General features: G+C 36.9%; 18 protein-coding genes. All 18 read left to right on the top strand.

The window, feature by feature from the left end; translation table 11 throughout:
• The first annotated feature begins 8 nt into the window (after positions 1 to 8).
• The 18 genes from groL (at position 9) to MJY40_RS07015 (ending at position 21649) form a co-directional block, all read left to right on the top strand.
• The gene (groL, locus tag MJY40_RS06930; RefSeq protein ID WP_317856261.1) at positions 9 to 1640 is read left to right on the top strand and encodes a chaperonin GroEL; all 1632 of its coding nucleotides are present in this window, start codon (positions 9 to 11) and stop codon (positions 1638 to 1640) included.
• A 588-nt stretch (positions 1641 to 2228) separates the two neighbouring features.
• Positions 2229 to 2891, top strand: coding sequence for an L-serine ammonia-lyase, iron-sulfur-dependent subunit beta (gene sdaAB / locus MJY40_RS06935; protein ID WP_331488239.1), 663 nt, complete (start codon positions 2229 to 2231; stop codon positions 2889 to 2891).
• Positions 2892 to 2966: 75 nt separating this feature from the next.
• On the top strand, positions 2967 to 3854 hold the full coding sequence (sdaAA, locus tag MJY40_RS06940; RefSeq protein ID WP_317856428.1) for an L-serine ammonia-lyase, iron-sulfur-dependent, subunit alpha: 888 nt from the start codon (positions 2967 to 2969) through the stop codon (positions 3852 to 3854).
• 86 nt (positions 3855 to 3940) lie between these two features.
• Positions 3941 to 5164: a serine/threonine transporter SstT gene (gene sstT, locus MJY40_RS06945; protein WP_317856262.1), complete on the top strand. Its 1224-nt coding sequence runs from the start codon at positions 3941 to 3943 to the stop codon at positions 5162 to 5164.
• 244 nt (positions 5165 to 5408) lie between these two features.
• Positions 5409 to 5882 carry a DUF402 domain-containing protein gene (locus MJY40_RS06950; protein ID WP_317856263.1) on the top strand — a complete coding sequence of 158 codons (474 nt, stop codon included), beginning with the start codon at positions 5409 to 5411 and terminating at the stop codon, positions 5880 to 5882.
• A gap of 5 nt (positions 5883 to 5887) precedes the next feature.
• On the top strand, positions 5888 to 6568 hold the full coding sequence (locus tag MJY40_RS06955; protein ID WP_317856264.1) for a JAB domain-containing protein: 681 nt from the start codon (positions 5888 to 5890) through the stop codon (positions 6566 to 6568).
• Between the two features lie 210 nt (positions 6569 to 6778).
• Positions 6779 to 7993, top strand: coding sequence for an iron-sulfur protein (locus MJY40_RS06960; RefSeq protein WP_317856265.1), 1215 nt, complete (start codon positions 6779 to 6781; stop codon positions 7991 to 7993).
• 11 nt (positions 7994 to 8004) lie between these two features.
• Complete coding sequence (locus MJY40_RS06965) at positions 8005 to 8226, top strand: PspC domain-containing protein (protein WP_317856266.1); 222 nt, start codon at positions 8005 to 8007, stop codon at positions 8224 to 8226.
• Between the two features lie 39 nt (positions 8227 to 8265).
• The gene (gene trpS, locus MJY40_RS06970) at positions 8266 to 9270 is read left to right on the top strand and encodes a tryptophan--tRNA ligase (protein WP_317856267.1); all 1005 of its coding nucleotides are present in this window, start codon (positions 8266 to 8268) and stop codon (positions 9268 to 9270) included.
• Between the two features lie 157 nt (positions 9271 to 9427).
• A complete protein-coding gene (locus MJY40_RS06975) occupies positions 9428 to 10999 on the top strand; it encodes a S1C family serine protease (RefSeq protein ID WP_317856268.1) in 1572 nt (523 codons plus the stop codon).
• Positions 11000 to 11162: 163 nt separating this feature from the next.
• The gene (locus MJY40_RS06980; protein ID WP_317856269.1) at positions 11163 to 11861 is read left to right on the top strand and encodes a response regulator transcription factor; all 699 of its coding nucleotides are present in this window, start codon (positions 11163 to 11165) and stop codon (positions 11859 to 11861) included.
• Positions 11836 to 14058 carry a sensor histidine kinase gene (locus tag MJY40_RS06985; RefSeq protein WP_317856270.1) on the top strand — a complete coding sequence of 741 codons (2223 nt, stop codon included), beginning with the start codon at positions 11836 to 11838 and terminating at the stop codon, positions 14056 to 14058. The genes MJY40_RS06980 and MJY40_RS06985 overlap by 26 nt, the downstream gene beginning before the upstream one ends.
• 144 nt (positions 14059 to 14202) lie before the next feature.
• Positions 14203 to 14433, top strand: coding sequence for an acyl carrier protein (locus MJY40_RS06990; RefSeq protein WP_317856271.1), 231 nt, complete (start codon positions 14203 to 14205; stop codon positions 14431 to 14433).
• A 2-nt stretch (positions 14434 to 14435) separates the two neighbouring features.
• The gene (gene rnc / locus MJY40_RS06995) at positions 14436 to 15131 is read left to right on the top strand and encodes a ribonuclease III (RefSeq protein WP_317856272.1); all 696 of its coding nucleotides are present in this window, start codon (positions 14436 to 14438) and stop codon (positions 15129 to 15131) included.
• 172 nt (positions 15132 to 15303) lie between these two features.
• Positions 15304 to 17283: an excinuclease ABC subunit UvrB gene (gene uvrB, locus MJY40_RS07000; protein ID WP_317856273.1), complete on the top strand. Its 1980-nt coding sequence runs from the start codon at positions 15304 to 15306 to the stop codon at positions 17281 to 17283.
• A gap of 302 nt (positions 17284 to 17585) precedes the next feature.
• Positions 17586 to 20423, top strand: a complete 2838-nt coding sequence (gene uvrA / locus MJY40_RS07005; RefSeq protein ID WP_317856274.1) for an excinuclease ABC subunit UvrA — start codon at positions 17586 to 17588, stop codon at positions 20421 to 20423.
• Positions 20424 to 20543: 120 nt separating this feature from the next.
• Positions 20544 to 20852: a hypothetical protein gene (locus tag MJY40_RS07010; RefSeq protein ID WP_317856275.1), complete on the top strand. Its 309-nt coding sequence runs from the start codon at positions 20544 to 20546 to the stop codon at positions 20850 to 20852.
• Between the two features lie 116 nt (positions 20853 to 20968).
• Entirely contained in the window at positions 20969 to 21649 is a 681-nt protein-coding gene (locus MJY40_RS07015) for a single-stranded DNA-binding protein (RefSeq protein ID WP_317856276.1), read from the top strand.

The raw sequence follows: 21649 nt of genomic DNA on the forward strand, positions 1-21649 counted from the left end.
AAACAAAAATGGCAAAGGAAATTAAGTATGGAGCAGATGCAAGAGTTGCAATGGCTGCTGGTGTAGATAAATTGGCTAATACTGTAAAAGTGACTTTGGGACCAAAAGGAAGAAATGTGGTTTTGGACCGTAAATTTACAGCACCTCTAATCACAAATGATGGTGTGACCATTGCAAAAGACATTGAATTGGAAGATCCATATGAAAACATGGGTGCACAATTGGTGAAAGAAGTGGCAACCAAAACAAATGATGTGGCTGGTGATGGTACCACAACAGCAACGGTTTTGGCACAAGCAATGATCCAAGAAGGTCTTAAAAACATTGCAGCTGGTGCAAATGCAATCATTTTGCGTAAAGGGATGCAAAAAGCAACGGAAGCAGCAGTGGCAGAAATCAAAGAAATGAGCCAAGCGGTTGCAACCAAAACACATATCTCCAATGTAGCAGCAATTTCTGCTGGAGATGAAGAAGTTGGCGCTATGGTTGCAGATGCAATGGAAAAAGTGACAAACGATGGTGTCATTACAATTGAAGAATCCAAAACCATGAACACAGAATTGGAATTGGTAGAAGGGATGCAATTTGATCGTGGCTATCTTTCTTCCTATATGTCCACAGATTTGGAAAAAATGGTTGCTGTTTTGGATGATGCATACATCTTGATTACAGATAAAAAAATCTCCAACATCCAAGAATTGGTGCCTATTTTGGAACAAATCATCCAAGTTGCTGGCAAACTTCTCATCATTGCAGAAGACATTGAAGGAGAAGCACTTGCAACATTGGTTGTCAACAAATTGCGTGGCACTTTCAACTGTGTGGCTGTCAAAGCACCTGGTTTTGGCGAAAGAAGAAAAGCTATGGTTACAGATATTGCAATTTTGACTGGTGGTCAAGTGATTTCTGAAGAACTTGGTTTGGAACTCAAAGATACTACATTGGATATGCTTGGACGTGCAAAAACAGTACGTGTAGAAAAAGAAGTAACCATCATTGCAAATGGTGCTGGTTCCAAAGATGCAATTGTATCTCGTGTGAACCAAATCAAAAGTGCAATTGTGGAAACAACTTCTGATTATGAAAGAGAAAAATTGCAAGAACGACTTGCAAAACTTTCAGGAGGTGTTGCAGTGATCAAAGTGGGTGCTGCAACAGAAACAGAGATGAAAGAAAAGAAATTGCGTATGGAAGATGCGTTGGCTGCAACAAGAGCAGCTGTAGAAGAAGGTATCGTTGCAGGTGGCGGTACAGCTCTCATTCATACCATTTCCAAAGTAAAAGCAGCTTGTGCAGACCTTGTGGGTGATGAAAAGACTGGTGCAGCAATTGTCATCAAGGCTTTGGAAGCGCCACTTCGTCAAATCGTAGCAAATGCAGGCTTGGAAGGTTCCATTGTTGTCAATAAAGTTATGGAATCTGAAGCAGGCATTGGTTTCGATGCGTTGAAAGAAGAATATGTGGAAATGATTGATGCTGGTATTTTGGATCCAGCTAAGGTAACAAGAAGTGCTTTGCAAAATGCAACTTCTGTAGCATCCACATTCTTGACAACTGAAGCTGTAGTTGCGGAATTGCCATCTAAAATGCCTCCAGCAATGCCAGACCCTAATATGGGCGGTATGGGCGGTTATATGTAATCATATCATTGGATTGAAAGGAAAACCCACGGACTTGTCTGTGGGTTTTTTTGTGTATTATAGCAAATTGGGTTTGTTATTGCTTGGGTAATGAGAGATGTTACTAAGGTGAAATTTTGTGAAGTGGATGCTGAATTTACAAGGAAATCAAGTGATATTGTATGGATGAGAATACAATGTTTTTGTTGATGAAATCAAAGGATTTTCACTGAAAAACAAAGAAAATCACATTGCAAAAAGAAAAATTAGAGTTTTTTGGTCATATTTTTGATAAATTAGTGTCAAAACTGAAAAAAATTAAACTCATTGCTCATATAAACGCATAAAAAACATATGGCTATAATGTGCAAAAATTATAAAATGTTTCTATAAAAAGTTTCTAGAATGACAAAAAAGTCTTCACTACAAGGACAAATGTAGAATAAGTTTACTGATGTGTCTATGTATGGTAAACTTTGTCGATTTTATATATTGACTTTGACGAAAAAAAACAGATATAATAGTGTTAAGATAAGAAATGAATATATCATAGAAATTTAGAAAACGAATGAACCAAAGTTCAGTGAATTTGACAAAGGAGGGTTTTACGTGTTACAAGTGTTTGATATTATTGGACCTATTATGATAGGACCTTCCAGCTCCCATACGGCTGGAGCAGTGCGCATTGGAAAATATGCAAGATCTATTTTAGGAACAGAGCCAAAAGAAGCAATTATTTATTTCAGTGGTTCTTTCTCTAAAACATATAAAGGACATGGTACCGACAAAGCAGTGATTGCTGGTATTTTGGGTATGGAAACAGATGATGAACGCATACCAATTAGTATGGAAATTGCAACAGAAATGGGAGTTACCTTCTCATTTGTAGAAAAAGAAATTGATGGAGCACATCCAAACACAGCAGAAATCGTGTTGAAAGATGCAAAAGGAAACCAAGCAGTGGTTCAAGGTGCTTCTGTAGGTGGTGGTAACATTGTCATCAACCAAATCAATGGAACAGAAGTTTCCATTTCTGGTAAATCAGATACTTTGATCATTCCACATAAAGACGAACCAGGTATGATTGCAGCAGTATCCAATATCTTGGCTTGGAATGGTGTCAACATCCATGGTTTCTCACTTTGTAGAGATCAAAAAGGTGGCACAGCAGTAATGACCATTGAAATTGATGGTGGTATTGAAGAAAAAGTAAATCAAGTGATTTTGGCACATCCTCATATTTTGGGTTGTACCATACTGAAAGCAATCTAAAGATGGTTGCAATTGAAAAAAATGTAACTGTAGGTGTGTACCCATGTGTACACCCGTAAATATAAATTTGAGGTGATGGATTTGAAATATGATTCGATAGCAGAATTGGTTTTGATGGCAGAAAAACAAAAAACCTCCATTGGTGCATTGGTTTTAAAAGACCAAGCAAAAATTGCAGAAACAGAAGAATCTGTTTTATTTGCAACAATGGCACGTTCTTTGGAAGTCATGAAAGATTCTGTAGAAAAAGGTTTGGATAAAGATAAGCGCTCTGCAAGTGGTTTGACTGGTGGAGATGCCTATAAAATGAAAGTATCTGTAGACGCTGGAAAGAATATTTGTGGCAAAATATTTGGACAAGCTATGGTAAAAGCTTTGGCAGTATCACAGACAAATGCTTGTATGGGTAGAATTGTAGCAGCACCAACTGCTGGTAGTTGTGGTATTTTACCATCTGCATTGTTGACCATTGCAGAAGATAGAGGTTTGTCTGATGATGAATTGACAATGGCACTCTTTACAGCATCGGCAATTGGTATGGTTGTTGCAAATCAAGCTAGTATTGCAGGTGCAGAAGGTGGATGTCAAGCAGAGTGTGGTGCAGCAAGTGCAATGGCAGCAGCAGCTTTGGTTGAAGTCTGTGGTGGTACCCCAAAACAAAGTGAACATGCATGTGCAATCGCTTTGAAAAATATATTGGGACTTGTGTGTGATCCAGTTGCAGGTCTTGTAGAAATCCCTTGTATCAAGAGAAATGCAGCAGGTGTTGCAAATGCTTTTGTGGCAGCAGAATTGGCTTTGGCAGGGATAGAAAGTGCAATTCCAGCAGATGAAGTCATCTGGGCAATGAAAAAAATTGGAGATGCAATGTCATCTTCATTAAAAGAAACAGCTGAAGGTGGTTTGGCAATCACACCAACAGGCAAAAAGCTTTGTGAACAAGTATTTGGCTGTTCAAAATAAATGAAATTAGTAACAAATGGCTTTGCAATTAGCGTGTTCGTACAACAGGTAAATTGGACTATTATTTATGTATAGGAGAGAAAAAAATGGGTAACGTATTTCAAAAATGGAATAGTATTAGCTTAGTAAAACGTATTATTGGCGGTTTGATCTTGGGTGCTATCATTGGTGTAGTGGCTCCAAGTGCAACTGTAATTGGTATTTTTGGTGATTTGTTTGTAGGTGCATTGAAGGGTGTTGCACCAGTACTTGTATTCTTCTTGGTTATGAGTTCTTTGGCAAACCACAAACAAGGTGCTAAAACAAACATGGGTAGAGTAGTGGTATTGTACTTGGTGGGTACATTTGCAGCAGCTTTGGTAGCTGTAATTGCAAGTTTCTTGTTCCCACTTACACTCACATTGCCAGAAGCAGCAACAGGCACAACTCCTCCAGATGGTGTTGGCACAGTTATTTTGACATTGCTTATGAGCATTGTACAAAATCCTTTGCAATCCATCTCTACAGCAAACTACATTGGTATTTTGGCTTGGGCAGTTGTATTTGGTTTGGCTTTGAAAAATGCTTCCGAAACAACAAAAACTTTCTTGAACAATGTGGCAGACGCAGTTTCCCAAGCAGTACGTTGGGTAATTAGTTTTGCACCATTTGGTATCATGGGTCTTGTGTATAGCACAGTATCTACAAGTGGTTTGTCTATCTTCTCTGATTATGGCAAATTGTTGCTTGTATTGGTAGGATGTATGGTAACAATTGCTTTGATTGTAAATCCAATCATTGTTTTTGTAAACATTGGCAAAAATCCATATCCATTGGTATTCAAATGTTTGAGAGAAAGCTTCATCACTGCATTCTTCACAAGAAGTTCTGCAGCTAATATCCCTGTAAACATGGCACTTTGTGAATCCCTTGGCTTGGATGAAGATAACTACTCTGTATCCATTCCTTTGGGTGCAACCATCAACATGGCAGGTGCTGCAATCACAATCACAGTTATGACATTGGCAGCAGTAAACACATTGGGTTATAACGTAGACTTCGGTACAGCAATCGTTTTGAGTATCGTTGCAGCAGTATCCGCTTGTGGTGCTTCTGGTGTTGCTGGTGGTTCTTTGCTCCTCATTCCTTTGGCATGTTCCTTGTTCGGTATCTCCAACGATATTGCAATGCAAGTTGTAGGTGTTGGTTTCATCATTGGTGTGGTACAAGATTCCTTCGAAACAGGTTTGAATTCTTCCACAGATGCATTGTTTACAGCAGCTTCTGAATTTGCACAATGGAGAAAAGAAGGCAAAGAAATCAAATGGTAATATTTGAAAGTTGAAATTATGTAATATAGCAGCAAAATGGTTGTACGAGCCAAAAATATAGATATAACATAGCACTCAGAGATGGGTGCTATTGTTTTACCCATTTTTCCATATAAATTGTATATTTATATGGTGTGAATCTTAATTTTTGTATAAATATAGGATAAAAAACTTGATATTTACATAAAAATTTTCTATAATGAATGGAATGGTTGAAGTGCTTTTTGGCAAAGGAGGAATAGGTATGGCTGAACAAACTGCATTATATCGAAAAAGATACGTACCTGCGGAAATAATTCATTTGAAAGATGATGAAATATTATTGCAAACAGAAGATATTCTCATCACTAAATGGAAGGTTCTCAAGCCAAAGGCAAACTTTGACAATGGATATTCCTGCTATTTTTTGAAAGAAGGATATAAAGTTAGCAAATTTTTGCAAAAAGATACATTGCTTTTTTACTATTGTGATATCATAGATACTGAGTTCCAGACAGAAACCAATTCTTATATTTTTACAGATTTATTGGTGGATGTAATTGTTCATGAAGATGGTAAAACAGAAATTTTGGATATGACAGAATTGGCAGATGCATTGTCAGAAGGTATCATCACACCAAAAGTGGTGGAAATGGCTTTGCGTCAAATGGACCAATTGTTGCAAGTGATTTATGCAGGAAAGTTTTCAGATTTGATACAAAATTTTGAAGGTAGGTAAGTTGTATGGCAACTGTACATGATGGACATAGAGAACGTATGCGACAACGATTTTTGGCAGAAGGTGGTTCTAATTTCCAAGACCACGAATTGCTGGAAATGCTGTTGTATTATGTGGTGACTAGAGCAAACACAAATGAACAAGCACATAAGATGATTCAGGAATTTGGCAGTCTTTCTATGTTGATGGAAGCAGATCCTTATGATATTTCTAGGTTGTGCAATGTCAAATTACCAACAGCAATTTTAATGTCATTGCAAAGAGAAATTTCCATACGTTGTGCACAAGAGAAATTAAAAGTACGTCCAGTGTTGGATTCTGTACAAAAATCAAAGGAATATTGCACCATTTTATTGAATGGTAGATTGACAGAAAATTTTTATGTGGTATGCTTGGATGCACGTAAGCGTGTGACCCATTTTGCAAAAATTGCAGAAGGCACCATTCAGCAAGCAGTGGTACATCCAAGAATGGTTATGGAAGCTGTTATCAAATATAGAGCAGCATCTGTCATTTTGGCACATAATCATCCAGATGGCACCTGTAGACCTTCTTTTTCAGATATAGAATTGACCAATGATTTGCGTAATCTACTGAAACAAATTGATGTAGATGTGGTGGATCATCTCATTGTTGCAGAAAACGAAGCATATAGTTTTGTGGAAAATGGATTTTTGAAAGAATAAAATCTTTGCAGCAATTCAAAAATACAACATATTGTGAGGTGCAATCATGAACATATTGGTTTTAAATGGTAGCCCAAAAGGAAATAGAAGCGTCACATATCAAACCATAAAGTTTATGGAAGTTCAGAACAAAGAACATGTTTTTGATGTGTGCAATGTGGGTGTTACCATTAAAATATAGAAAAAAATGCAAATGGTGCACTGGATCAAGTGAAAGAACAGTTGCAAAAAGCCAATTTGATTATATTTGCATATCCTGTGTATACATTTATGGCACCATATCAGCTCCATAGATTTATTGAGTTGATGAAGGAAATGGATATAGACTTTAGTACAAAATTTGCAGCACAAGTTAGTACTTCCATGCATTTTTATGATACAACTGCACATAGATTCATCAAAGAAAATTGTTTGGATATGCAGTTCAAATATGCTGGTGGTTTGTCTGCAAAAATGGAAGATTTACTGGAAAAACAAGGACAAAAAGAAGCATTGGATTTCTTCAAAAAATTGATGTTTGATGTCAAACACAATATTTATCAGCAAGAAAAAGTTCCAGTTACTATAAAAAAAGAAAGCATCTATGAAAAATCTTTACCCATAAGAGCAAAAAAAGCAAACAAACAAGTAACTGTCATTACAAATGTAGCAGCAGATGATTTGAACTTACGCAATATGATAGATGATTTTGTATCTGCAATGGCGTATGAAGTAAAAGTATTCAATGTACGTGAATTTGCATTTACTGGTGGATGTATCAGCTGTTTTCGTTGTACAATAGATGGAACTTGTATTTATAAGGATGGGTTCCAAGAAGTTTTGAGAAATGAAATTTGCACATCTGATGCAATTGTATACGCATATACCATAGAAAATCATTTTACACATTCTAGTATGAAGTGTTATGATGATAGACAGTTCTGTAATGGACATAGACCCGTCAACAGAGGAAAATGTACAGGTTATATCATCAGTGGCAGCTATAGCCAAGAAAGCAATTTGCGTGTCATATGTGAAGCAAGAGCTGAAGTCAGTGGTATGTATAATGCTGGTGTGGCAACAGATGAGTTGGATACAGCTTTGTCCATTAACCAATTGGCAAAATCACTTTCTTATTCTTTGGATCACAATATCAAAGCACCAGCAAACTTCTATGGTGTTGGTGGTATGAAAGTATTTCGAGATTTAATCTATGTGATGAAAGGTTTTATGAAAGAAGATCATAGATTCTATAAATCAGAGGGAATGTACGATTTCCCACAAAAAGAAACAAAGAAAATAGCACAGATGTATCTGGTTGGAGCTGCAATGGCAATTCCATCTATCCAGAAAAAGATAATGAGCAATATGAACGAATATACGATAGAACCATATCGTCGGTTGATTGCATCAGCAGAACAAAGAAATAAGGATAAAATAGAGTAGGAGGGAAGTATATGGAAAAACGTTTGTATCGCTCCAGCACAAATGTAAAAATATCAGGCGTATGTGGTGGTATTGGAGAATTCTTCAATATCGATCCAACATTGATTCGCTTGCTTTGGATATTGGTATCTTTGATGACAGGTGTTGTTATAGGAGCAATTGCATATGCCATTTGCGTTTATGTGATTCCTGTGGACACAGGCATGATTGATGGCAAGTATACAGAAAAATAACAAAAATCATATATTATTGGGAGTTGAAAGGAGAAACACATGGCAGAGGATAAAAAAAGGATTTTCAGTGGAATGCAACCATCTGGTTTGATTACACTTGGCAACTATTTGGGAGCACTCAACAACTGGACAAAATTGCAAGATGATTACGATTGTTTGTATTGTATCGTAGATATGCATGCAATTACAGTGCGTCAAGATCCAGCAAAACTCAGAAAACAATCCAGAGATTTGTTGACACAATATTTGGCAGTTGGTTTGGATCCAGAAAAAAATACAATTTACTACCAATCTCATGTGTCTCAACATGCGGAGCTTGGTTGGATTTTGAACTGTTTTACTTATATGGGTGAGCTGAATCGTATGACACAATTCAAAGACAAATGTGCAAAACATGCAGATAACATCAATGCAGGCTTGTACACATATCCTTCTTTGATGGCAGCAGATATTTTGTTGTACCAAGCAGACCTTGTACCAGTTGGTGAAGACCAAAGACAACATTTGGAATTGACACGTGACATTGCACAACGTTTCAATGGTGTATATGGTGATGTGTTCACAGTGCCAGAGGGTTACATCAGTAAAGTTGGTGCAAAAATCATGGCTTTGCAAGAACCAGAACGCAAAATGTCCAAATCTGATGAAAATAAAAACAATACCATTCTTTTGATGGATGAACCAGCTGTCATTATGAACAAAATGAAACGTGCTATGACAGATTCTGAAAATGAAGTGCGTTTTGCACCAGAAAAACCAGGTATCTCCAATTTGTTGGGTATTTACTGTGCAGTGACAGATACAAAAATGGCAGATGCAGAACGTGAATTTGCAAATGTAGGTTATGGTACTTTCAAAACAGCTGTTGGAGAAGCGGTTGTGGCACAATTGGAACCAATCCAAAAACGTGTTCATGAAATTGAAGCAGATAAAGCATATTTGGATGCAGTCATCAAAAATGGTGCAGAAAAAGCAAATTACATTGCAACCAGAACCTTGTCCAAAGTGCAGAAAAAAGTCGGATTCCCACCAAGAATTCGTTAAAATATAGTAGTTTTGTGTGAAAAATTGGTCTTTTTTACGCAAATAAAGATATTTTTTGTATACAGGAAGTTAATTGTTTATTTATGTCACGTTCATACTTTGTTCAAAACAGTGATGTATAATTGATATAATTCAAACAATGACTGGAGGAATGCATATGAATGAATTTGAAGAAAATGAAGTGATGCAAAATGATGCAGAATCAAAAGAAAGTACAAATATAGAAGTGGTAAAAGAAAATGAAACAGTTCAAGAGGTAAAAGTAGTTGAAGTTGAAGAAATTAAAGCTGAAGAAATCAAAGTCGAAGAGTTTGTACAAGAACCAATTGTAGAAACTTATCCGGAAGAAAAGTATGAAATGCCAACAAAAGTGGCAGATACAGCTCATGAAGTGGAACCAAAGTTTTTACAACAAAAGGTGGATTTTTCTGAAAATCAAGTGATTACAGAAGAAATCAAAGAACAAAAAGCGGAACAAGAAGTGGTTGCAGCAACAAAACCAGAAGCTGGAAAATCTGAAACCTATGCAGAAAAAGCAAAAGAATACTACTATGAAGAAAAGGTGAAAAAAGCACCCAAAAAGTCCAGAAGTTGGGGCAAATTTATTGTAGGATGTTTGTTGGTCAGCTTGGTTGGTGGTACCAGTATTGGTGCTGGTTATGGCTTGGTGCAATCGGTTATGAAGGAACAACCTTCTGTGACCATTACACAAGCTCCTGTAGCGGTGGAAGCAACATCTGATGGAAGTGCAAGCATGTCTTCTGTGGACATTGTCAAAAGCATCAAACCATCGGTTGTAAGTATCTCTACAACTATTGTTTCTACAGCTCCTTATTTTGGATCTTTTTCCATTCCATATGAAGCAACAGGTGCTGGTAGCGGTGTTATTTTCTATGGTGATGAAGAAAAAATTGCAATTGCAACCAACAACCATGTAATCGAAGGTGCAACTACAATTTACGTATCCATTACAGATGATGAAACAGGCGATGTGCTTTCTGTACCAGCTAAGGTTGTGGGTACAAAAGCAGAATCTGACTTGGCAGTGATCACAGTTTCTTGGGAAGATTTGCAAACAGCAGGTATCTCAAATATAACAGTGGCACAATTTGGTGATTCCAGTCAATTGGAAGTTGGCGAATTTGTCATCGCCATTGGAAATGCTATGGGTATGGGACTTTCCGCAACAGATGGTATGATCAGTATGACAGAACAAACCATTGTAGTAGATGACATTGAGTTGGAAGTGATCCAAACCAGTGCTGCAATCAACAGTGGCAATAGTGGTGGCGCTTTGGTCAATAGCAAAGGTGAAGTCATTGGTATCAATACAGCAAAATTCAATTCTTCTATGGCAGAAGGTATGGGATATGCAATTCCATCTGATGTGATTGCTCCAATTGTAGAAGAATTGTTGGAAAATGGAACTGCACCACAACCATTCATTGGTATTGTTGGTACAGGGATTACAGAAGACAATGCTACTTTGTATCGTTTGCCAGTAGGCGCTTTGATTATGGAAGTGACTGAAGGTGGACCAGCAGAAGAAGCAGGTGTTTTGGTTGGTGATGTGGTTACAGAATTTGATGGCAAAACCATTATGGATATGAGCGCTTTGGCAGATGCTGTGGCAGAAGCAGAAGTTGGCTCTAAAGTTAACATACATGTGATTCGTGATACAGACCAGTCCATTGACTTAACCATTGTCATTGGCGATAAAAATGAATAATTAGTAATCAAAATGAGGCGGTGTACTTGGTGCATCGCCTTTTGTGTACAAAATTCTACAAAACTTTTATAAGATGGTAGAATCATATTGTAGTTTGGATGGAAAAATGGTAGGATATACTATAGGGCATAATAGGGAAATTGTATTTATAGGAGGGGAAATAATGTATAGCAATTTGAATATTTTGGTTTGTGATGATGATCATGAAATTGTAGATGCAATTGAAATATATTTGAAACAAGATGGATTCAATGTAATCAAAGCTTATAATGGTGTAGAAGCATTGGAGGTATTGGAACACAATGAAATTCATTTGATCCTATTGGATATTATGATGCCACAAATGGATGGTTTGAATGCAACAGTTCGCATTCGTGAAACTTCCAATATTCCAATTATCATTTTGTCTGCAAAATCAGAAGACACCGACAAAGTTTTGGGTCTTAATTTTGGTGCAGATGATTACATTGTAAAACCATTCAATCCATTGGAATTGTCTGCTCGTGTCAAAAGCCAAATGCGTCGTTATACAGCTCTTGGTAGCATTGCAGAAAAAAGCAATGTCATTCGTATTGGCGATTTGGAATTGGACAAAGATGGAAAAGAAGTGCGTGTAGGTGGAGAACCTGTCAAATTGACTGCAACAGAATATGGTATTTTGCAACTCTTAATGGAAAATGCAGGTAAAGTATATTCCATTGATCAAATTTATGAAAAAGTTTGGAATGAATTATCATTTGCACCAGAAAACACGGTATCTGTACACATCAGAAGAATTCGAGAAAAAATAGAAATCAATCCAAAAGAACCAAGATACTTGAAGGTGGTGTGGGGTATTGGCTACAAAATCGAAAAAATTTAAGCGAAAATGGAAGATATTTGCCATAATTATCCTATTCGCATGTTCCATTGCAGATTTTCTTTGTGCTATGACAGCGGTAAACATTGCAAAAAGTTGGAGCAAAGATATCATCGAAGTAACATCCTATTATGAAACAACAGAATTTAAGGATATATTCAGTGAATATATTGACGTTTTGTTGCAAACAGAATTGTTTTTTCAGTCAGAAGAAGAAATTACAGCTGGTAATGTTGTAGATGATGCAGAATTATTGGATAGTTTCAAAAAATATTATGGCATTGTTGATGGCATCATCACAAATAATACTATCATCAATGAAACTTACGATGGTATTATCATCAGTGGAGATATCCCTGAATATTTAGAAGATAATTTTGAGGAATATGAGGTTTTGGTGGAAACACGATTGCCATTGTATCGCAAAATGTATATTCAAAACCAAGTAGATCAATTTCGTGCATATGAGCGTATTTTGGATGATGCACACAATTTTTTATATTATATTGAAAATGGCTCTGGAGAAATTGTGGCAAGCAATGCAACCTTGGGGGATGTGTCTGGCTTAGAAAATGGACTGATTGTATCGTCTGGTTTCCTCAGTGGTTCTCTTGCAGGCGAAGAATTTGCTTTTGCTGAAAAATTTATGGACAATCGTGAATGCAAAGTGTATGTTGGTATGGCAGATACTTTGGAAACTGGTGATGATTTCTACGATTTGTGGCAGGAATATGTCTTTGCAAAAACCAGTATGCCATATTTATTTGGAGTTGCGACCCTTGCATCTTTTGTGGCATTGTATTGTGTCATTTATTTGCTTCGTGTAGCGGGTCAGGAACGCAAAGGTGGAGAAATTCAATATTATTGGATGGATAAAATTTACAACGAGGTACATTTTGCCCTTGTATTTGTATACCTGTTTTGTGGAACATTCTTTGGTGCAGGCATTTTACAATATATTTTAGAAGAACCAACATTCTTTTGGGTTTATATTTTGACTACAGTTCTAGCGTTAATTTATCTATTTGGTGTGGGAATTGTACTCAGCTATTTGTTGTCCATTATGCGACAAATCAAAGGACGTTGCTTCTTCTACAATACATGGATTGGTTCTTCAATAAGAAGAATTACAGACTTGTTTACAGGCAAAACCTTCCGTGGTTGGATGGTATTCACTATGCTTTGTTATGGGCTCATCAATTGCGTTTTGATGGGTGGTGCTGTTTTAGCAGCTCATGATGGACTTTTGCGAACAAGCTTTTTGTTGGTATTTGCAATTTTGGCATTCAATACAATGTGCATTTATTTGTTTATTCGAGGACTTCGTTCTTTGAAAAAAATCATGATATCTGCAAAGGAAACTTCAAAAGGGAATTTTGAATACCAGTTGGATTTGGATGAAATATCACCATCATTTTTAAATTTTGCAACAGATGTAGCACACATTCAAGATGGTTTGAAAAATGCAGTGGAAGAAGCCATCAAAGGTGAACGTATGAAATCAGAATTGATTACAAATGTGTCCCATGACTTGAAAACACCACTGACATCCATTATTTCTTATGTGGATTTGTTGCGTAACGAAGAAATTGAAAATGAAACTGCTGAAAAGTATATTTCTGTTTTGTATGACAAATCCTATCGTTTGAAACAATTGATTGAAGATTTGATTGAAGCCAGCAAAGTTTCTTCTGGTAATGTTGCGGTGGATAAAACAAAGATAGAGTGTCGTCAATTGATGCACCAAGCTTTGGCAGAAATGGAAGAACGATTGGAAGCATCGGCACTCACCACAAAATTCACTTGTGCAGAGCCTGTATTTGTGGAAGCAGATGGTGGTCACTTGTGGCGTATTTTGGAAAACTTGCTTTCCAATGTAGTAAAATATGCAATGCCCAATTCTAGGGTATATGTTGAAATTTTTGAAGAAGGCGATATGGGTGTCATCATCATCAAAAATGTTTCTGCAACACCAGTGGAGTTTGATGAATCTGCATTGACAGAACGATTTGTTCGAGGAGATGCTTCTAGGACAACAGAAGGATCTGGCTTGGGACTTTCCATTGTTTTGAGTTTGGTTATGGTACAAGATGGTACATTTGAAATCAATGTAGATGGTGATTTGTTCAAAACCATTGTATGTATGCCACTTTGGAAAGAAATGGAAGAAGATACAGAGGATGATGCAGAAGAGGATTAAGCGATATTTGGTAATATATGGAATTTTCTGCAAAATTTTTTGTGAAATATTTTATAAAAATAGAATAAAATTATACTGACAAATTGCAAAAAATAAGGTATGATTATGAAAAAAAGAAAGATTAGTATTTTGGAGGATAAATAAATGGACGAAAATAAAGTATTGGAAATCATTGCAGAGCAATTGAGTGTTGAAATTGGCGTTTTGAGTGTGGAAACTGTATTTGCTGATTTGGGAGCAGACTCCTTGGATTTGTTCCAAATTATTTCTGCTTTGGAAGAAGAATTTGATATGGAATTTGAAAATGAAGATGCAGAAAACATCAAAACCATTGGTGATGCAATTGCACATATTCAAAAAGCGGTGGAAGCATAATTATGAATGCATTGCAATTGGAAAAATTAGAAGAAAAAATAGGATATGTATTTACGGATAAAGATCTTTTGACTTTGGCGTTGACACATAGCTCATATGCCAATGAAATCAAAAAAAGAAGTCATGCCAATAACGAACGCTTGGAATTTTTGGGCGATGCTGTTTTGGATATGATTGTCAGTGAGTATATGTTTGTGCATTTTCCTGAAATGCCAGAAGGTGAATTGACAAAGCTTAGAGCAGCAATTGTGTGTGAATCTTCTTTGGCTGTTTTGGCACGTAAATTTGATTTGGGTCATTTTTTACGCTTAGGAAAAGGTGAAGAAACCACTGGTGGTCGTGGACGTGACTCCATTTTGGCAGATGCATTTGAAGCAGTGATTGGTGCAGTTTGCTTGGATGGTGGAATGGAAGCAGTACGTGTCTATATCCTTGGTTTCATGGTGAAACAAATTGAGCACACCAAAAGCACATTCAAAAACTTGGATTGTAAAACACATTTGCAAGAAGTGATTCAAAAAATCAGTAAGGTTCCTTTGCAATATAAAATTGTAGATGAACAAGGTCCTGATCATAACAAAATGTTTGTATCAGTTGTGGAACATGATGGCAAAGTTTTGGGTAGAGGAACTGGCAAAAGTAAAAAAGAAGCAGAACAAAGTGCAGCCAATAATGCATTGGAACAAATGAATGGTTGATTTTCAAAAAGGACCTGTTTTCGGGTTCTTTTTTGATGGAGATATCAAGTTGACACCAATCCATTTCCATCATATTCCCAAAGTGAAAAATATGTGAAATATGGGTGAAAGTCTTTCTTTTGCGTTCTATATGTGATAAAATGGGAACAAAAGTTCGTTTAGGAGGTGCAAAATGTCAAAATTTGAAGTGGTCAGTCCATATCAACCAACAGGAGATCAACCACAAGCCATAGAGTTATTGGCAAATGGTTTTATAGAAGGTAAAAAGTTTCAAACCCTACTTGGTGTCACAGGTTCTGGTAAAACCTTTACCATGGCAAATATCATAGAAAAAATACAAAAACCAACATTGGTGATTGCCCATAACAAAACATTGGCAGCACAGTTGTATAACGAATTGAAGGAATTCTTTCCAAATAATGCGGTAGAATACTTTGTATCCTATTACGATTATTACCAACCAGAAGCTTATGTACCTAGTACCGATACCTATATCGAAAAGGATTCTTCTGTCAATGATGAAATTGATAAACTGCGACATTCTGCAACAGCAGCCCTTGTAGAACGTGAAGATGTTATTGTTGTGGCAAGTGTTTCCTGTATCTATGGTTTGGGTGACCCTGAAGAATACTACGGTATGATGCTTTCTTTGCGTCCAGGCATGGAAAAAGATCGTGATGATGTCCTTAGAAAACTCATTGAAATGCAATATGATCGCAACGATATGGCATTTGAACGTGGTACCTTTCGTGTGCGTGGTGATGTGGTGGAGATATTCCCAATTGGTTCGTCAGAACATGCAGTGCGTGTAGAATTCTTTGGTGATGAAATTGATCGCATTACAGAAATTGATATTTTAACAGGTGAAATTCTTGGTACCAGAAATCATATTTCCATATTCCCAGCATCTCATTATGTGACTTCAAGGGATAAACTTTTGATTTCCATTGAACGTATTGAAGAGGAACTTATGGAACGTTTGGCAGAACTGAAACGTGATGATAAATTGTTGGAAGCACAGAGATTGGAACAACGCACCAATTACGATTTGGAAATGATGAAAGAAATGGGTTTTTGTACAGGAATTGAAAACTATTCACGTCATTTATCTTTGCGTGAAGCAGGAAGCACACCATTTACATTGATCGACTTCTTTCCCAAAGATTTCTTGATGATTGCAGATGAATCCCATGTTTCCATTCCTCAAATTAGAGGTATGTATGAAGGTGATAAATCCAGAAAAACCACATTGGTGGACTTTGGTTTTCGTTTGCCATCAGCACTAGACAATAGACCCCTTAAATTTGCAGAATATGAAGAAAAGCTCAATCAATTACTTTTTGTATCTGCAACACCATCTGTCTATGAAAAGGAACATCAAGAACAAATTGCAGAACAAATCATTAGACCAACAGGGCTATTAGATCCAGAAATTTCAGTGCGTCCAGTGGAAGGTCAAATTGATGATTTGCTTTCGGAAGCGAAGAATACAGTGGACGCTGGTAGTAAAGTTCTTGTTACCACATTGACCAAGAAAATGGCAGAACGTTTGACAGAATATATGCGTGAAGCTGGTGTTCGAGTGCGATATTTGCATTCTGATATTGATACGTTGGAACGTTTGGAAATCATTCGTGATTTGCGTTTGAATGTGTTTGATGTTTTGGTGGGTATCAATCTTCTTAGAGAAGGTTTGGACATTCCAGAAGTGAGCTTGGTTGCTATCTTGGATGCAGATAAAGAAGGTTTCTTGCGTTCAGAAACATCCCTAATTCAAACCATTGGACGAGCTGCAAGAAATTCAGATGGTAGAGTCATTATGTATGCCGGTAATATCACGAGAAGCATGGATTTGGCAATTTCAGAAACCAATAGACGTCGTGCCATCCAAGAAGCATATAACGAAGAACATGGTATCATACCGCAAACGATCCAAAAGAAAGTCCATGATATCATCCAAATTTCCAAAACAGCAACAGAAAAGCAAAAATTTGGCTTGGAAAAAGACCCAGAGTCCATGAACCAAAAGGAATTAAAGGAATTGCTGAAAAAACTAGAAAAAGAAATGAAAACAGCTGCAATGGAACTGCAATTTGAACGAGCAGCAGAATTGAGAGATAAGATATTGGAATTGAAAGGGCTTTTGGAGTAGCTAGATAAAAATAAAAGGGATATAAGAATATTTATATTTCACGAATATGTGATATAAAGCGGGCGCCCACATAGGGACGCCCCTACAAGTACAGCAAATCAGAATTGTAGGGCAAGGGTTCTACTCTTGCCATTATAAATTGCCACAAAACTCAAGTATGCAGTTGTAGGGTTGATTCACGAATCAACCGTTATATTACAGATTATAGGAATAATTAGAAGTAAATACTATTATTAGAACAAAGGTTTCCAAGGTTTGGAGCAGAGCATCAAAGTCTTATTCTTTTGATCTTAGGAGGAAATATGAAAGATAAAATTGTCATCAAAGGTGCCAGAGAGCACAATTTGAAAAATATAGATTTGACCATACCACGTGACAAATTGGTGGTGTTTACAGGTGTCAGTGGTTCAGGGAAAAGCTCCCTTGCATTTGATACTTTATATGCAGAAGGTCAAAGACGTTATGTGGAGTCATTGTCCTCATATGCACGTCAATTTTTGGGTCAAATGGACAAGCCAGATGTTGACTTGATTGAAGGTTTGTCACCAGCAATTTCCATTGACCAAAAAACCACTAGCCACAACCCACGTTCAACTGTGGGTACAGTCACAGAAATTTACGATTATTTGCGTTTGTTGTTTGCTCGTGTGGGGATTCCACACTGTCCAAAATGTGGCAAAGAAATCCAAAAACAAACCATAGATCAGATTGTGGATAGAATTCTGGAATTGCCAGAACGCACAAAAATCCAACTTCTTGCACCAGTGGTACGTGCCAGAAAAGGGGAACATGTTAAGTTATTGGAAGATGCTAAGAAAAGTGGCTATGTACGTGTTAGAGTGGATGGAATCTTGTACGATTTGTCAGAAACCATCCAATTAGAAAAAAATAAGAAACATACCATTGAAATTGTGGTAGACCGACTTGTGGTCAAAGAAGGTATGCAAAAACGTTTGACCGAATCCATAGAAATGGTTTCTACTTTGACTGGTGGTTTACTGGTTGTGGATGTGAACCAAGGAGAAGATGAATTGACCTTTAGCCAAAACTTCTCTTGTCCAGATTGTGGAATTGATTTGACAGAAGTGGAACCACGCTTATTTTCCTTCAATAATCCAGCAGGTGCTTGTCCTGTGTGTTCAGGTCTTGGTATGCAGATGAAATTTGACGAAGAGCTCATTGTACCAAATGACACATTGAGCATCCTAGAAGGAGCAATTATAGCACCAGGTTACAAGTCAATTGGTGCCACCAAAGATGGTATGACTCGTGTATTGTTTGATGCATTGGCAGAAAAATATGGTTTTTCTTTGGAAGTACCATTTAGAGATTTGCCAGATAAAGTCAAAGATATGATTTTCTATGGTACAGGTGGTGAAAAAGTAAAAATCACCTATACCAACTTTAGGGGTACAGGCACATATGACTACGATTTTGAAGGTCTGATACCCAATTTGCAACGCAGATATAATGAAACATCTGAATCCATGCGTGGTGAATACGATGAGTTTATGACCAATATCACTTGTCCAACATGCAAGGGTCATCGCTTGCGTCCAGAAGTTTTGGCAATTACCGTTGGTGGAAAGAATATTTCCCAAGTGACAGAAATGTCAGTGCAGAAAATTCAAAAATTCTTCTTGGATTTGGAACTCACTGGCAGAGAATTGATGATTGCAGAACGTATTTTGAAGGAAATTCATGCCAGAGTCGGTTTCTTGGTGGATGTTGGTTTGGAATATTTGACTTTATCACGTGCAGCAGGAACTCTTTCTGGTGGTGAAGCACAAAGAATCCGTTTGGCAACTCAAATTGGTTCTGGTTTGGTGGGTGTTGTCTACATTTTAGATGAACCTAGCATTGGTTTGCACCAACGTGACAATGATAAACTTCTCAAAACATTGCAACATTTGCGTGATATTGGCAATTCTTTGATTGTTGTGGAACACGATGAAGATACCATGTATGCAGCAGATTGTATTGTGGATATTGGTGTGGGTGCTGGTAAAAATGGTGGCGAAGTCATTTGCGTTGGTGATGTAGAGGAAATTAAGGCTTGTGAAGCATCCATTACAGGTCAATATTTGAGTGGACGTAAGAAAATCGAAGTACCTAAAGAACGTAGAGTGGTGGAAGCAGAAAATTTATTGCAAATTGTAGGCGCTACAGAAAATAACTTAAAAAATATCAACGTAAACATTCCTTTGGGTGTATTCACATGTGTCACTGGTGTCAGCGGTTCTGGTAAAAGTTCTTTGGTCAATGAAATTTTATACAAACGTTTGGCTCGTGATTTGAATAGAGGAAAAATGAAGTCAGGTCAGCACAAAGACATGCTTGGACAAGAAAAATTGGATAAAGTCATCAATATTGACCAGTCTCCAATTGGTAGAACACCTAGAAGCAATCCAGCAACTTATACAGGTGTGTTTGATATGATTCGAGATGTATTTGCACAAACCACAGAATCCAAAATGCGTGGTTATCAAAAAGGTAGATTTAGTTTCAATGTCAAAGGTGGCAGATGTGAAGCATGTAGTGGTGATGGTATCATCAAAATTGAAATGCATTTCTTACCTGATATCTATGTTCCATGTGAAATCTGTGGTGGCAAACGATACAATAGAGAAACACTAGAAGTCAAATACAAAGGTAAAACTATTTCAGATGTGTTGGAAATGACGGTAGAAGAAGCTTTGGTGTTCTTTGAAAACATTCCAAGAATCAAATCCAAGTTACAAACATTGTATGATGTGGGTTTATCCTATGTACAATTGGGTCAATCTTCCACAACACTTTCTGGTGGAGAAGCACAACGTGTGAAGTTGGCAACAGAGCTTTCCAAAAAGAGCACAGGACGCACCATGTATATTTTGGATGAACCAACAACAGGTTTGCATACAGCAGATGTCCATAAATTGGTGGACATTTTACAACGTTTGACCGACGGTGGTAATACAGTTGTGGTCATTGAACACAATTTGGATGTCATAAAAACTGCTGATTATTTGGTGGATTTGGGTCCAGAAGGTGGCGATGGTGGTGGTAAAATCGTTGGATTTGGTACACCAGAGGAAATTATGAAAATAAAATCTTCTTATACAGGGAAATATTTGGTGAATGTGTTGCAAAATACATGAATTTTATGTAAAATATAAATTAGAGATTATAGCGGAAATGTGTGACTATAATGGGTCGTTGAAAATTGAAATGTATTTTATATGCATTTTATCATAAAGCATGTATATTTGGAGGTCAGTATGGCAAGAAATAGAAGTCCTGTTCGTGATTATGTAGATACCACTGGAAGATTGGCAAAATACTTTGGTTATCAAGAAGATATTTTTATCAAACCTATGTTAGATGTGGAATGGGCAATCCGCAAACAGGAAGAATTTTATTTCCTTTGCTATTGGGACGCAAATGGAAAGAAAACAGAAGCAATGATTGTCAAAAGAGCTGGAGAACCACTTTGGTATCAAAAAAATCAAGACCATATGGTGGTTGCAATAGATTGTGTAAAAATTGGGTATATCTTTTCAAATGCAAAATTCATAGGGGAAAAGTAAATTTGCATTTGATTTCATAGGGGAAGTGAAGAGATATACTTCTAAAAAAAATTTTTTGGCGTAAGCTAGACTATAGCCAAAGTGTCAAATTTTGACCAGAAAAAGGGGTGTTTGGGGTGTTTGATGAAGATGTGCAAGAAAGCAATGTTGTGACCGTCACTGGAAAAGTAGTTGAGGAATGTGTATTTAGTCATAATATCTATGGAGAAGGGTTTTATGCATTTAAGATATCATCCAAACGCTTAAGCGATCAATATGATATTTTGCCAATTACCATTTCAGAAAGATTGGTGGATAAAGGTTCATTGTGTGTGGATACACTTGTAAAAATCACAGGACAGCTGAGAAGCTATAACAATTACAATAATAGCAAAGCAAGTCGCTTGGTTTTGACCATTTTTGCAAGGGAAATAAATTTGTTGCCAGAAGAACCTGAACACGCTGAGAATACAATTTTGCTCAATGGGTATATTTGTAAAAATCCAATTTATCGAAAAACACCTTTTGGAAGGGAGATTTCAGATGTATTGGTTGCAGTCAATAGAGCGTATCACAAATCCGATTACATTCCTTGTATTGCATGGGGTAGAAATGCTAGATACATGCAAAACTTAGAGGTTGGAGCTGAAATCTCCATTCAAGGACGTGTACAAAGTCGGTTCTATCAAAAAAAGATAGATGAAGTTATAGAAGAACGTGTTGCATATGAAGTTTCTGTTTCTAAAATTGAAGTGCATTGTAACAAAAATAACGTTTCTGAAGAAGAAACAACGGAGTTGGAAATAGGAGTGGATTGA

Origin of the sequence: Chakrabartyella piscis (assembly GCA_030067835.1) — a bacterium.
Classification (GTDB): domain Bacteria; phylum Bacillota; class Clostridia; order Lachnospirales; family Anaerotignaceae; genus Chakrabartyella; species Chakrabartyella piscis.

Coding starts and splice junctions, on each gene's coding strand:
- groL (WP_317856261.1), top strand. CDS start 9: ATGGCAAAGGAAATTAAGTATGGAGCAGATGCAAGAGTTGCAATGGCT.
- sdaAA (WP_317856428.1), top strand. CDS start 2,967: ATGGATTTGAAATATGATTCGATAGCAGAATTGGTTTTGATGGCAGAA.
- sstT (WP_317856262.1), top strand. CDS start 3,941: ATGGGTAACGTATTTCAAAAATGGAATAGTATTAGCTTAGTAAAACGT.
- MJY40_RS06950 (WP_317856263.1), top strand. CDS start 5,409: ATGGCTGAACAAACTGCATTATATCGAAAAAGATACGTACCTGCGGAA.
- MJY40_RS06955 (WP_317856264.1), top strand. CDS start 5,888: ATGGCAACTGTACATGATGGACATAGAGAACGTATGCGACAACGATTT.
- MJY40_RS06965 (WP_317856266.1), top strand. CDS start 8,005: ATGGAAAAACGTTTGTATCGCTCCAGCACAAATGTAAAAATATCAGGC.
- trpS (WP_317856267.1), top strand. CDS start 8,266: ATGGCAGAGGATAAAAAAAGGATTTTCAGTGGAATGCAACCATCTGGT.
- MJY40_RS06975 (WP_317856268.1), top strand. CDS start 9,428: ATGAATGAATTTGAAGAAAATGAAGTGATGCAAAATGATGCAGAATCA.
- MJY40_RS06980 (WP_317856269.1), top strand. CDS start 11,163: ATGTATAGCAATTTGAATATTTTGGTTTGTGATGATGATCATGAAATT.
- MJY40_RS06990 (WP_317856271.1), top strand. CDS start 14,203: ATGGACGAAAATAAAGTATTGGAAATCATTGCAGAGCAATTGAGTGTT.
- rnc (WP_317856272.1), top strand. CDS start 14,436: ATGAATGCATTGCAATTGGAAAAATTAGAAGAAAAAATAGGATATGTA.
- uvrB (WP_317856273.1), top strand. CDS start 15,304: ATGTCAAAATTTGAAGTGGTCAGTCCATATCAACCAACAGGAGATCAA.
- uvrA (WP_317856274.1), top strand. CDS start 17,586: ATGAAAGATAAAATTGTCATCAAAGGTGCCAGAGAGCACAATTTGAAA.
- MJY40_RS07010 (WP_317856275.1), top strand. CDS start 20,544: ATGGCAAGAAATAGAAGTCCTGTTCGTGATTATGTAGATACCACTGGA.